The 12,757-nt window shown below is 70.7% G+C and carries 14 protein-coding genes and 2 pseudogenes; 10 read left to right on the top strand and 6 right to left on the bottom strand.

The window, feature by feature from the left end:
- The 5 genes from JHN63_RS36575 to JHN63_RS36555 form a co-directional block, all read right to left on the bottom strand.
- On the bottom strand, nt 1-1,282 hold a 1,282-nt coding region (locus JHN63_RS36575; protein WP_200689036.1), incomplete at its 3' end, for an HD-GYP domain-containing protein.
- A 189-nt stretch (nt 1,283-1,471) separates the two neighbouring features.
- Complete coding sequence (gene rsrA / locus JHN63_RS36570) at nt 1,472-1,774, bottom strand: mycothiol system anti-sigma-R factor (protein ID WP_200689034.1); 303 nt, start codon at nt 1,772-1,774, stop codon at nt 1,472-1,474.
- A complete protein-coding gene (gene sigR, locus JHN63_RS36565; RefSeq protein WP_019058309.1) occupies nt 1,771-2,454 on the bottom strand; it encodes an RNA polymerase sigma factor SigR in 684 nt (227 codons plus the stop codon). The genes rsrA and sigR overlap by 4 nt, the downstream gene beginning before the upstream one ends.
- Before the next feature lie 236 nt (nt 2,455-2,690).
- Complete coding sequence (locus JHN63_RS36560; RefSeq protein ID WP_307782067.1) at nt 2,691-3,347, bottom strand: alpha/beta family hydrolase; 657 nt, start codon at nt 3,345-3,347, stop codon at nt 2,691-2,693.
- A gap of 1 nt (nt 3,348) precedes the next feature.
- Nucleotides 3,349-4,164, bottom strand: coding sequence for an SOS response-associated peptidase (locus tag JHN63_RS36555; RefSeq protein ID WP_200689032.1), 816 nt, complete (start codon nt 4,162-4,164; stop codon nt 3,349-3,351).
- Between the two features lie 50 nt (nt 4,165-4,214).
- Between JHN63_RS36555 and JHN63_RS36550 the strand changes: the two genes are divergently transcribed.
- The 4 genes from JHN63_RS36550 to JHN63_RS36535 all read left to right on the top strand — a co-directional run bounded on the left by JHN63_RS36550 (nt 4,215) and on the right by JHN63_RS36535 (nt 7,798).
- A complete protein-coding gene (locus JHN63_RS36550; RefSeq protein WP_200689030.1) occupies nt 4,215-4,937 on the top strand; it encodes a M50 family metallopeptidase in 723 nt (240 codons plus the stop codon).
- A 110-nt stretch (nt 4,938-5,047) separates the two neighbouring features.
- A complete protein-coding gene (gene aroA, locus JHN63_RS36545; protein WP_200689028.1) occupies nt 5,048-6,376 on the top strand; it encodes a 3-phosphoshikimate 1-carboxyvinyltransferase in 1,329 nt (442 codons plus the stop codon).
- Nucleotides 6,377-6,388: 12 nt separating this feature from the next.
- Nucleotides 6,389-7,399, top strand: coding sequence for a ribosome small subunit-dependent GTPase A (gene rsgA / locus JHN63_RS36540; protein WP_200689025.1), 1,011 nt, complete (start codon nt 6,389-6,391; stop codon nt 7,397-7,399).
- 75 nt (nt 7,400-7,474) lie between these two features.
- Nucleotides 7,475-7,798 (top strand): multidrug efflux SMR transporter, encoded by a 324-nt coding sequence (locus JHN63_RS36535; protein ID WP_043674501.1) that lies wholly within the window; start codon nt 7,475-7,477, stop codon nt 7,796-7,798.
- A gap of 89 nt (nt 7,799-7,887) precedes the next feature.
- On the opposite strand, the gene JHN63_RS36530 is transcribed toward JHN63_RS36535, so the two are convergent.
- On the bottom strand, nt 7,888-8,493 hold the full coding sequence (locus tag JHN63_RS36530; protein WP_200689023.1) for a TetR/AcrR family transcriptional regulator: 606 nt from the start codon (nt 8,491-8,493) through the stop codon (nt 7,888-7,890).
- 216 nt (nt 8,494-8,709) lie between these two features.
- On the opposite strand from JHN63_RS36530, the gene hisN reads away from it, so the two are divergent.
- The 6 genes and pseudogenes from hisN to JHN63_RS53250 form a co-directional block, all read left to right on the top strand.
- Nucleotides 8,710-9,510 (top strand): histidinol-phosphatase, encoded by an 801-nt coding sequence (gene hisN / locus JHN63_RS36525; RefSeq protein WP_200689021.1) that lies wholly within the window; start codon nt 8,710-8,712, stop codon nt 9,508-9,510.
- Between the two features lie 217 nt (nt 9,511-9,727).
- Complete coding sequence (locus JHN63_RS36520; RefSeq protein ID WP_200689043.1) at nt 9,728-10,120, top strand: cyclic nucleotide-binding/CBS domain-containing protein; 393 nt, start codon at nt 9,728-9,730, stop codon at nt 10,118-10,120.
- A gap of 132 nt (nt 10,121-10,252) precedes the next feature.
- Nucleotides 10,253-10,669, top strand: a complete 417-nt coding sequence (locus JHN63_RS36515; RefSeq protein ID WP_200689012.1) for a Fur family transcriptional regulator — start codon at nt 10,253-10,255, stop codon at nt 10,667-10,669.
- Nucleotides 10,670-10,903: 234 nt separating this feature from the next.
- A pseudogene (locus JHN63_RS36510) lies at nt 10,904-11,714 on the top strand (ABC transporter ATP-binding protein).
- Nucleotides 11,711-12,574: an ABC transporter permease gene (locus JHN63_RS36505; protein WP_200689010.1), complete on the top strand. Its 864-nt coding sequence runs from the start codon at nt 11,711-11,713 to the stop codon at nt 12,572-12,574. The pseudogene JHN63_RS36510 and the gene JHN63_RS36505 overlap by 4 nt, the downstream one beginning before the upstream one ends.
- Nucleotides 12,571-12,757 (top strand): annotated as a pseudogene (locus JHN63_RS53250) (hypothetical protein); the annotation flags it as partial. The gene JHN63_RS36505 and the pseudogene JHN63_RS53250, both read left to right, overlap by 4 nt.

Raw genomic sequence — 12,757 nt, 5'->3', positions numbered from 1 at the left:
GGGTGGGTGGGAAGACGATGGAGGACTGGACCTCGTCGGCTGTTACCGCCGGATGCCACCCGCACCGCCCCAGCGCCCGCGCCAACGCCCGCACCATCAACGGGTCGAACTGCGTACCGGCACAGCGCGACAGCTCCTCCAGCGCGGCGGACACCGGCCGGGCGCGACGGTAGGACCGAGTCGACGTCATCGCGTCGAAGGCATCGGCGACAGCGACGACCCGCGCGGACTCCGGGATCTGACTCCCCAACAGCCCGTACGGATACCCACTCCCGTCCAACCGCTCGTGATGGTGCAGGACAGCCGCACGAGCCTCCCCCAGAAAACCGATGCCCCGCACCATCTCGTGCCCGTACTCGGGATGCAGTTCGATCACCCGCCGCTCCTCGGGAGTCAGCGGCCCGTCCTTGCGGAGCAGTCGCGTGGGCACGCCCAGCTTCCCGACGTCGTGCAGGATCCCCGCGAACCGCAGCACCTCCACCCGCGAGTCGTCCATGCCCAGCTCCCGCGCGATCATCATCGACGCCTGCCCGACCCGCTCACTGTGCCCGCGGGTGTACCCGTCCTTGATGTCGACGGCCTGGACGAGCGCGCGGATGGTGGCCTGATGGGCGGCGCGTTCCCGGTGGTACTGGGCGAACACCCACCAGGACACCCCCATCGGCAACAGCACGAGCAGCGCGGCGACCGGGCCGTAGGGACTGCGCCAGAGCACCGCCATCATCAGCCCGGCGAGCCCGTGCACGCCGATGGGCGCCAGGGACCGTAGGAACAGACCGCGCCAGGCCCGCCGTAGCGGCACCCGCTCGGCCAGCGCGAGGATCCCGCCGTCGAGGACGGTCAGGACCAGACAGAAGGCGAGGACGGCGGCCAGCGCGGGCAGCAGCGCGTAGGGGAAGTCGGAGGCGACGACGGCGTTCCGCCCGCCCAGCGCCCAGTGCGCCCGTCCCGCCGCCCACACGGCGAGCGCGAGCTGCGCGGCCCGCCAGCTCCGCCGCAGCCAGGGCGAGCCCTGTTGGGCGACATGGGAGAACAGCGCGCCCGGCAGCGGTACGAGCGCGGCGGCGGGCGGGGGGAGGAGGAAGGCCGCGGCGAGCAGCACCGGGTAGAAGGTGCCGGCGAACCGGCGCCGGGCGACCTGCTCGCAGCCGGCGTAGAGCGCGGCCAGCAGCGCGACCGCCCACCAGGGGGTGTGGACGGCCGGCAGCGGAAGCAGACACCACAGGGCGCCGAGCACGGCACAGACGACGTACGCACGTGCCCGTGCCGGTGTCGCCTCCATGGCTGACGCCCTTCCCCCGACCATGCCTGTCCAGGCCGAGGAGCCTAGGGCGGTCGGGGGAGCGACGCGGGCGTATCACCCGCGGATTAGCACGTTCGAGTGACGACAGTCCGTTCAGGACGCCCGGTCCGTTCAGGACGCCCGCGGAGACTCAGGGCGCCTGCGAAGCGTCAAGACTCCCGCGAAGCGTCAGGACTCCTGCGGGGAGGCCGCCACGTCGTGCTCGGGTACGACCTGCCCCGACCGGATCATCTCCAGGCGTCCCATCACCTTGGAGCGCAGATCCGTCGGCACGTCGTCCTGCCCGCAGCACCGCTTCACGAGCTTCTTCACGGCCTTCTCCAGGCCGTACTTCTCCAGGCACGGCGAGCACTCCTCGAAGTGCACCTCGAACTTGGTGCAGTCCGCGTCCGGCATCTCTCTGTCGAGGAACTCGTAGAGATGGTCGAGGACCTCACTGCAGTCCGTTTCGTGCGGCTCTCCGCAGCTCATGAGCCCGAGCCTTTCGCTTCGTTCGACTCTCCGGCACCGGCCGGGACCAGTCCGCGGTCACGCGCGTAGTCCTCGAGCATGCCGCGCAGTTGACGGCGGCCCCGGTGCAGCCGGGACATCACCGTACCGATGGGTGTCCCCATGATGTCCGCGATCTCCTTGTAGGCAAAGCCCTCGACGTCCGCGAGATAGACGGCGATGCGGAATTCCTCGGGGATCGCCTGGAGCGCTTCCTTCACGTCCGAGTCGGGCAGGTGGTCGAGCGCCTGCGACTCGGCGGAGCGCAGACCGGTCGACATGTGCGACTCGGCACGGGCGAGCTGCCAGTCCTCGATCTCCTCGGCCGCTGAGCGCTGGGGTTCACGCTGCTTCTTGCGGTACGAGTTGATGAAGGTGTTGGTGAGAATCCGGTACAGCCACGCCTTGAGGTTGGTGCCCTCGCGGAACTGGTGGAAGGACGCGTACGCCTTCGCGTACGTCTCCTGCACCAGGTCCTCGGCGTCGGCCGGATTGCGGGTCATGCGCAGCGCGGCCGAGTACATCTGGTCGAGGAATTCGAGCGCGTCCCGCTCGAAGCGCGCACTGCGCTCCGTCGTGGACTCCGTGCTCGTGCCCTGGCCCTCGGGCTGCTCCGCCTGGCCGTGTTCGGTCCCTGCGTCGGTACCGGGAACCGGACCCACCTCCTCAAGATTCCGGGCAGCACCGAAGCCGATGCCACCAGAATCGGAGGATAGACGACGATCCGGTCCGCCCGCCGCCCCAATAGGGGTGGCCTTGGTCGCGTGCAGCACCGACCAGTCCAGGTCTGAGCGGCTGCTACGGGCCGGGCAGAAGGTCGAACCCATGCGGCGGACTTCCTTTCTACGACTCTCTCTGTCCGCCACAACAGTGCTGAGGGCCGCAGCATTCCCACCCTTTACCCAAGTGTTCGAGTCCACTCCACCACACACCCCGTGATGATCTCCAGGGCCTGCTCCTGAGTGATCTCCGCCCGCTTGGGCACGGCGAAACCATGATCGCCGTACGGCACCTCGACCAGTGCGAAGTCGCCCTTGGGGAACTCCGCCGGTTTCCCGAACGGGTCGTTCCCGCCCTGCACGACGAGCGTGGGCACCCCGGCACCGAGCAGTTCGTGGGCCCGCGACTTCTCCGGCCTGCCGGGCGGATGCAGCGGGAAACTCAGGGCGAGGACGGCCGCCGCGCCCAGCTCCGTCGCCGTACGGCAGGCCACGCGCGCTCCGGCGCTACGGCCCCCCGAGATCACCGGCAGCCCCGGCTTCGCGACGGCCGGCCAGATCCCCCGCCAGCCGATGTCCAGCGTCTTGGGCGCGGGCGCCACCTTCTTCCCGGCGACCCGCCAGGGCTGTTCGACCAGCGCGACGGTCACACCGTGCGTGGGGAGTACGGCGGCGAGGGCCTGGAGGTCCCGCGCCTCGATGCCACCGCCCGCGCCATGGCTGACGGCGAGGACGAACCGCGCCTTCTCCGCCGGGTGCCAGGTGACGCGGGCGTCCCCCGCGTCGGTCTCGATCGTCTCGCCGGAAGGCACAGGGGAAATCGCGCTGGAAGTCACGCTAGAAGAGTGTGCCCTCCTCGGGCCCCTCCAGCTCCTTCAGCAGCTCCGGTCCGTTGTTGCGGACGTTGCTGACGGCGGTCGACACCGGATACGCGCGCATCAGCCCGGCCGGCGGCGGGGCGAGCAGCTCGCGCAGCTCGTCCGGGTCGGTGCGGGCGGGGTCGAGCCAGGAGTCCCAGCGGTCCGGGGTGAGCATCAGGGGCATCCGGGGGTGGATGTCGGCCAGCGTGTGCGGCCCCTCGGCCGGAGGCACCGCCAGCGGGGTCGTCTCCGCCTCGGTCGTGATCACCGAGCAGGTGACCCACCAGGCCAGCGGATGGTCGTCGGGCAGGGTCCGGTCCCGCCAGAACTCGTACAGCCCGGCCATCGCGAACACCGACCCGTCGGCGGGCAGCACGAAGTACGGCTGCTTGCGCTGCCGCTTCTTCTTGCCCTCGACCTCCAGCTCCCGCTCGTCCTTGGCGGTGACCCACTCGTAGTAGCCGTCGGCGGGGATGATGCAGCGCCGGGCCGAGAAGGCGCGACGGTACGACGGCTTCTCGTGCACGGTCTCCGCGCGGGCGTTGATCATCCGCGCACCGCCCTCGGGCGTCTTCGACCAGCTGGGCACCAGCCCCCACTTCAGCTTGCGCAGCTGGCGAACCGGCTCCGGGCTGTCCGCGTCCTTAACTGGACGCTCGAGGACTGCATATACCTCTTTGGTCGGGGCCACGTTGTAGTCGGGGGCCAGAACCTCCTCGGGCTCCCACTTCTCGATCTCAAAGACTCCTGCGAGATCCTCGGGCCCACGACTCGCTGCATACCGTCCGCACATACGTGCCAGACTGCCAGATTCGACGACACCCACGGGAGCCTCCGCAGCCAATGGACAGCACCGCAATCGCCTCGATACCCGCCCTCTGGGACGAGGTCTTCGGCAGCCAGCCCGATCCCGATCTGTGGGTGGTGATCGCCACCATGGTCGCCGCGCTGGCCGTGGTCGTCCCGCACGGTCTGTGGCGCCTCTCCCGCAATGCCATCACCATCGCCCACGAGGGCGGCCACGGCCTGGTGGCCCTGCTCACCGGCCGCACCCTCACCGGCATCCGCCTGCACTCCGACACCAGCGGTCTCACGGTCAGCCGGGGCAAGCCGCACGGCCTCGGCATGATCCTCACGGCAGCCGCCGGCTACACCGCTCCCCCGCTCCTGGGCCTGGGCGGCGCGGCCCTCCTCGGCGCCGGCCACATCACGCTCCTCCTGTGGCTGTCGACGCTCCTGCTGATCGCGATGCTGGTGATGATCCGCAACGCGTACGGCGCCCTGACGGTGATCCTCAGCGGCGCGGCCTTCCTCCTGGTGTCCTGGCTGACGGGCCCGCAGGTGCAGGCGGCCTTCGCGTACGCGGTGGTGTGGTTCCTGTTGCTGGGTGGAGTACGTCCCGCTTTCGAGCTCCAGGCCAAGCGGTCGAGGGGCGGCGCGGGCGACTCGGACGCGGACCAGTTGGCGCGACTCACGCACGTACCGGCGGGCCTGTGGCTGTTCCTGTTCCACCTGGTGTCGCTGTGCTCTCTCATAGGTGGGGGTCGCTGGCTGCTGGGGGTGTGACCAGCCGGCCCAGGGGGCGGGGCGGCGTCCCTGTGCGGCTCCGCCGCGTGGGCGCGGCCGGCCCCAACGGCGCGGCACCCGGAAGACGGCCTACTTATACAGTGGGTCACATGGCCCCGAACAACGACCAACCCGCCCTCTGGCCCGCCCCGCACGCCCGCGGAGCCGTCGACGCGACGGTCCACGTCCCCGGGTCCAAGTCCGTCACCAACCGCGCCCTCGTCCTCGCCGCCCTCGCCAGTGAACCGGGCTGGCTGCGCCGCCCCCTCCGCTCCCGGGACACCCTCCTGATGGCCGGCGCGCTGCGCGCGATGGGCGTGGGCATCGAGGAAGGCGTGGGCACGGAGAAGGGCTCCGGCGAGTTCTGGCGGGTCATCCCCTCGGGCCTGCACGGCCCGGCCACGATCGACGTCGGCAACGCGGGCACCGTGATGCGCTTCCTGCCCCCGGTCGCCGCGCTGGCCGACGGTCCCATCCGCTTCGACGGCGACCCGAGGTCGTACGAACGCCCCCTGCACGGCGTGATCGACGCCCTGCGCGTGCTCGGTGCCCGGATCGACGACGACGGCCGGGGCGCGCTGCCCCTGACCGTGCACGGCGGGGGCGCGCTGGACGGCGGCCCGATGGAGATCGACGCGTCCTCGTCGTCCCAGTTCGTGAGCGCGCTGCTGCTCTCGGGTCCGCGCTTCAACATGGGTGTCGAGGTCCGGCACATCGGTTCCTCGCTGCCCTCCCTCCCGCACATCCGCATGACCGTCGACATGCTGCGCGCGGTCGGCGCCCAGGTGGACACCCCGGAGTCGGGCGGCGAGCCCAACGTCTGGCGGGTGACCCCGGGCGCGCTGCTCGGCCGGGACCTGACCATCGAGCCGGATCTGTCGAACGCGCAGCCGTTCCTCGCGGCGGCGCTGGTGGCCGGCGGCAAGGTGGTCGTACCGGACTGGCCGGCCCGGACCACCCAGCCCGGTGACCGGCTGCGGGAGATCTTCACCGAGATGGGTGGTTCCTGCGAACTCACCGAGTACGGACTGGAGTTCACCGGTTCGGGTGCCATTCACGGCATCGATGTGGACCTGAGCGAGGTCGGCGAACTGACCCCGGGCATCGCGGCCGTGGCCGCCCTCGCGGACACGCCGTCCACGCTCCGGGGCGTCTCGCATCTGCGCCTGCACGAAACGGACCGGCTGGCCGCGCTCACCAAGGAGATCAACGAACTGGGCGGCGACGTGACCGAGACCGCCGACGGTCTGCACATCCGCCCGCGCCGCCTGCACGGCGGGATCTTCCACACCTACGAGGACCACCGCATGGCCACCGCGGGCGCGATCATCGGCCTCGCGGTCGAGGGCGTACAGATCGAGAACGTGGCGACGACCGCGAAGACCCTTCCGGACTTCCCCGACCTGTGGGCCGGCATGCTCGAGAGCGACGGGGCGTAGGGGACTCACGCCATGCGTCGCTACGGCAAGAACACCGACGAGGACGACATCCGCCAGCGCCCGAACCGCAAGGGCAACCGGCCGCGTACGAACATCCGCCCCAAGCACGAGGAAGCGGTCGAGGGCATGGTCCTCACCGTCGACCGGGGCCGGCTGACCTGTCTGGTCGAGGACCGGGTCGTGATGGCGGTCAAGGCCCGCGAACTGGGCCGGAAGGCCGCGGTGGTCGGCGACCGGGTCGGCATCATCGGCGACCTGTCGGGCGACAAGGACACGCTCGCCCGCATCATCCGCATCGAGCCGCGCACCTCGGTGCTGCGCCGCACGGCCGACGACGACGACCCGTACGAGCGCGTGGTCGTCGCCAACGCCGACCAGCTCGCCATCGTCACCGCCCTCGCCGATCCCGAGCCGCGCCCCCGCCTCATCGACCGCTGCCTGGTCGCGGCCTACGACGGCGGCCTCGACCCGCTGCTCGTCCTCACCAAGTCGGACCTGGCCTCGCCCGATCAACTCCTTGAGTTGTACGGCGCGTTGGGCGTCCCCTATGTCGTCACGAGCCGCGAGGAGCTGGAGAACGGCAGCGCGGTGGAGCGGGTCCGCAAGCAGCTCGACGGCAAGATCACCGCGTTCGTCGGCCACTCCGGTGTCGGCAAGACGACCCTCGTGAACGCGCTGGTCTCGCTGGAGCGGCGGCGCAGCACCGGCATCGTCAACGCCGTCACCGGGCGCGGCCGGCACACCACGACCTCGGCCCGCGCGATCCCGCTGCCGGACGACTCGGGCTGGGTAGTGGACACCCCGGGCGTCCGTTCCTTCGGCCTGCACCACGTCGACCCGTCCCGGGTCATCAAGGCCTTCCCCGACCTGGAGCCCGGCACGGTCGACTGCCCGCGCGCGTGCAGCCACGACGAGCCGGACTGCGCGCTGGACCAGTGGGTGGCCGACGGTCACGCCGACCCGCAGCGGCTGTACTCGCTGCGCCGGTTGTTGGCCACGCGTGAACGAACGGACGGCGACTGACCACCGCGTGTTTGTGGGGGCTCAAGTTCGGTAAGTGCATAATCGCACCGAGCCGGACAAACGGGAGGACAGCTCATGGCGTGGCTGCTGGTTGTCGTGGCCGGAATTCTGGAGACCGGGTTCGCCGTGTGCCTGAAGCTGTCCCACGGCTTCACCCGCCTGTGGCCGACGGTCGCCTTCTGCTCCTTCGCCCTGGGCAGCTTCGGCCTGCTCACCCTCTCCCTGAAGAAGCTCGACGTGGGCCCGGCGTACGCCGTGTGGACCGGGATCGGCGCGGCGGGCACCGCGATCTACGGGATGGCTTTCCTCGGCGACCTCGTGTCGACACTGAAGCTCGTGTCGATCAGCTTCGTCATCGTCGGGGTCATCGGACTCCAGCTGTCCGGTTCCGCGCACTGACCTGTTCAGCACACTGATTTGGCCAGGCTCTGTGTGGCCAGGCTCTGTGTGGCCAGGCTCTGTGTGGCCAGGCTCTGTGTGGCTGGGCTCTATTTGGTTGGGCCCAGCGCGCTGCGCACCAGTTCGCCGACCCCGCCCTCGCCCGGCGGAGCCGCCACGCAGGACAGCGCCAGCCGTACGACGAGTTCGCAGGAGCGGGCCAGGTCGGCGGTGTCCGGCCGCACGGCCCCGGGTCCGACGAGCGCGGCGACGGCACGGTCGCGGACGACGGCGACGAAGTCACCGGGTGAGGGCAGCGGCCCGTCGGCCCGGCGCTGCGCCGGCACGGCGGAGGAGGACGGCACCGCGGACAGGGTCGGCGAGGGCAGCCGTTCGCTCCAGCAGCCGGTCAGCATCGCCCGTACCAGCGCGTTCTCGCGAGCCGCCGACGTGGTCCACTCGGCGGTCGCGGTCAGCCGCTCGCGGGCGTCGCTGTGGCTTCCGAGCGCCCGCTCGACACCGACGAGATAGCCGTCGGCCTCCCTTCTGACCAGCGCCCGCGCGAGCCCCTCCTTGCTCCCGAACTCGTTGTACAGCGTCTGCCGGGACACTCCGGCGGCGGCGGCCACGTCCACCATCCGTACGGTGGACCACGACCGGCGCGCCAGCGCCGTATAGGCGGCGTCCAGCAGGGATTCCCGCGCTGCAGGCATCATTCGCCTCCCTGGGGCGAGCGGCTCTGCGCCCAGATTTGACGCGCACGGGAGCACTGTCAAGGGTTCGCGGCGGTGCCGGGGGGCGCACTTCGGCCGTCGTGCGCGGGAGTCGGCGGGGCGGTGGTGCTCCGGGGAAGGCCTCGACGGTCCCTCACCTCACGTTTCGCCCACCGGACCCTGTAGCCCCGGCGCAACCCCTGAAGATACGGTTCACGCATGGCCGACTATCACGATGACCTGCGCCTCGCCCACGTCCTCGCGGACGCCGCCGACGCCGCGACGACCGCCCGGTTCAAGGCGCTCGATCTCAAGGTCGAGACCAAGCCGGACATGACTCCGGTCAGCGACGCGGACAAGGCGGCCGAGGAACTGATCCGCGGCCATCTGCAGCGCGCACGCCCGCGCGACGCGGTCATCGGCGAGGAGTACGGCATCGAGGGCACCGGCCCCCGCCGCTGGGTGATCGACCCGATCGACGGCACCAAGAACTTCGTCCGCGGCGTCCCGGTCTGGGCCACGCTGATCTCCCTGATGGAGGCGGCCGAGGGCGGCTTCCAGCCCGTCGTCGGCCTGGTCTCCGCGCCCGCGCTCGGCCGCCGCTGGTGGGCCGCGAAAGGCCACGGCGCCTACACGGGCCGCAGCCTGTCCTCCGCGTCCCGGCTGCGCGTCTCCCAGGTCTCGAAGCTGGCGGACGCCTCCTTCGCGTACTCCTCGCTCACCGGCTGGGAGGACCAGGGCCGGCTCGGCGGCTTCCTGGACCTGACCCGCGAGGTGTGGCGCACGCGCGCGTACGGCGACTTCTGGCCCTACATGATGGTGGCCGAGGGCTCGGTCGACATCTGCGCCGAACCCGAGCTCAACCTGTGGGACATGGCGGCGACCGCGATCATCGTCACCGAGGCGGGCGGCACCTTCACGGGCCTCGACGGCCGCCCGGGCCCGCACAGCGGAAACGCGGCGGCGTCGAACGGCATCCTGCACGACGAGTTCCTGGGCTATCTGAACATGCGCTACTGAGCACCACGGGACGCCTGCGCACGCCCCCAACCGGCCGCGCGCGCCCTCTTGTTGACCCATGCTTTACCTGCGACTCTGAGAGTCCCCCCACTTGTGAACTTGTGAATCCGGTAACTAGCGGACCCGGCCGGCACGACCAACGGGCTCGGGTTCCGTGAACCACGCGGATTCCACTAGGAGGTGGCCTCATCCCATGCTGCAACCCCCGCCGCAATCCATGCTGGTCCGCGACGCCATGAGCACGGTGGTCCTCACCATCGGCCCCGCCCACACCCTCCGCCAGGCAGCCGCCCTGATGTCCTCGCGCCACGTCGGCGCGGCCGTGGTCCTCGACCCGGACGCCGGCGGCATCGGCATCCTCACCGAACGCGACATCCTCAACTCGCTCGGCAAGGGCCAGAACCCGGACACCGAGCGCGCCCACGCCCACACCACCACCGACGTCGTCTTCGCCACCCCGGCCTGGACCCTGGAGGACGCGGCGAGCGCGATGGCCCACGGCGGCTTCCGCCACCTCATCGTCCTCGACCGCGCCGAGCCCGCCGGCATCGTCTCTGTCCGCGACATCATCCGCTGCTGGGCACCGGTACGACAGGGGGTGCCGGCCTGACAGGGGTGCCGGCCTGACACGGGGCGCCGACCTGACGGCCACGTAAACCCAGTTGGATCCAGTCCAAATCCAGTAGCCCTCCAAAGTCACACCTATTCGGGAACTGGTCACCATGCTGTTAAAGTGGCCGGTATGAGTGACCTTCTGGAGCGGCTGCGCGGACGCGGATGGCGGATGACCGCACAGCGGCGCGTCGTGGCCGAAGTGCTCGACGGCGACCACGTCCACCTGACCGCCGACGAGGTCCACTCCCGTGCCGTGGCCAAGCTTCCCGAGATCTCCCGGGCGACGGTCTACAACACGCTGGGCGAGCTGGTCTCCCTCGGCGAGGTCCTCGAAGTCGCCACGGACAAGCGCGCCAAGCGCTACGACCCGAACGCGCACAGCCCCCACCACCACCTGGTCTGCGCCAACTGCGGCCAGATCCGCGACGTCCACCCCGGCGGCAACCCGCTCGCCGACCTCCCCGACTCGGAGCGCTTCGGCTTCACGGTCTCGGACGTCGAGGTGACCTACCGCGGGCTGTGCCCGAACTGCGCGAGCGCGTAGCAAGTCCCTTCACAGGCCCCGGTATCCGCTCGACACGGATGCCGGGGCTTTGTGCTGCGCAGGGCTTTGTGCTGCGTAGGGGCTTTGTGCTGCCTACAGGCTTCCCGAATCTGACGGACCGTCATATCGTCGTGCGGCACCCCCCACCCATGCAGACGGACGCACCGCAACCGCACTCCGCACTCCGCACTCCGCACTCCGCACTCCGCACTCCGCACTCCGCAAGGAGCAACCGTGGGAGACTCGCACCTTCGGCCGCACCCGAAACTCCACGCCACCCAACTGACCCGCGCCTTCGGCCGCCCCCCGCACCAGGTCGACGCCCTCGGCCCCCTCGAACTCACCGTCGCCCCCGGCGAGTTCGTCTGCCTGGTGGGCCCGTCCGGCTGCGGAAAGTCCACCCTCCTCCGCATAGCCGCGGGCCTGCTGCGCCCCACCACAGGCACCCTGGAGATCCGCACATCCAGCCCCCGCCCGGCGGCCATGATCTTCCAGGACTACGGCATCTACGACTGGAAGTCGGTCCGCGCCAACGTCCGCTTCGGCCTGGACATCCAACGCGTCCCGCGCCGCGAGGCGAACGCCCGCGCCGACGAATGGCTGACCCGCATGGGCCTCGCCGACTTCGCGCACGCCTACCCGGCGACCCTCTCCGGCGGCATGCGCTGGGGGTCCCCCCAGGCCCTTTAGGCACTGGGGGAGGGTCGCGATCGCCCGCGCACTCGCCGTAGAACCCGAACTCCTGCTGATGGACGAGCCGTTCGCGGCCCTGGACGCGCAGCTCCGCACGATCCTCCAGGACGAACTCCTTGACCTCACGCAGAAGTTGCACACCACCACCCTCCTCATCACGCACAGCCTGGAGGAGGCGCTCGTCCTCGGTGACCGCGTGCTGGTCATGTCCGCGCGCCCGGGGCGGATCATCGCCGAACACCGCCCGCCGTTCCCGCGCCCCCGCACCGGCGACATCCGCGACACCCCCGAATTCGCCGCCCTGAAAGCCGAGTTGTGGGAGCTGCTACGGAAGGAGGCGGTGCCCGCATGACCACGATCGCCCCCGACCGCGAGGAGTCGGTCCTGGTCCGCCGCCCCGGCCAGCACGAACTCCGTCCGGTACGCACCCACCGCCGCAGACGCGCCCTGGAGCTGTCCCTCGCCGTGGCCGTCCCTGTCGTCCTGATCCTGTGGTGGCAACTGGCCGCCACTCAGGGCTGGTTGGACGACCGCGTCTATCCGGCCCCCTCGACGATCCTCTCCGACGGCTGGACCCGGGCCGCCGCCGGCGACCTGTGGCCGGACGTGTGGGCCACCACCCGACGCGTCCTGGCCGGCTACGCGATCGGCACGGCGACCGGCTACGTCCTGGGCCTCCTGATGGGCTCCCTCCCCCTCGTCCGGGCCGCGCTGGAACCGCTGTTGGACGCCCTGTACGTCGTACCGAAACTGGCCCTGCTGCCGGTCTTCCTGAACATGTTCGGCCTGGGCGAGGGTCCTCAGGTGGCCCTGGTCGCGACCACGGTCTTCTTCTTCGTCTGGATCTCGACGATGTCGGCGGTCGTGGCGATCCCCGCCGGACACCGCGACGCGGGCCGGGTGTTCGGCGCCGGCCCCTGGCAGATGTTCCGCCATGTCCTCCTCCCCGCCTCCCTCCCCGCGGTCCTGGTGGGCGCGCGCATCGCGGCGGGCGTGGCGGTCCTGGTCATCGTCGCCTCGGAACAGATCGCCGCGACGAACGGCCTGGGTCACCTGATCTTCGACTCCCGCGCGCTGTTCGAGAACGACGTGATGTTCGTGGGCATCGTGTGCGTGGCGGTCCTGGGGGTCGTCTTCTCCGAACTGGTGCGGGTGGCAGGCCGGTTGCTCACACCGTGGGCACCGCGGGACCGAGGACGGGGACAGTCATGAGACGACGGCGTGTGTACGGTGCGGTGGTCGTCGTGGCGGCGCTGCTGACGTCGGCGGGCTGCTCGTCGAAGTCCCCCCAGGATTCCGGGACTTCGAACTCGAGCCCCCGCACGGTCACCCCGGTGGACGGCTGCGGCACGTCTTCCTGGACGGACCCGGCGAACCTCTCCCCCACCCGCACCC

The sequence above is a fragment of the Streptomyces sp. MBT65 genome (assembly GCF_016612545.1).
Lineage (GTDB): Bacteria > Actinomycetota > Actinomycetes > Streptomycetales > Streptomycetaceae > Streptomyces.
The sequence above is the reverse complement of the archived record's forward strand: the minus strand, read 5'-3'. Positions and strand labels throughout refer to the sequence as shown.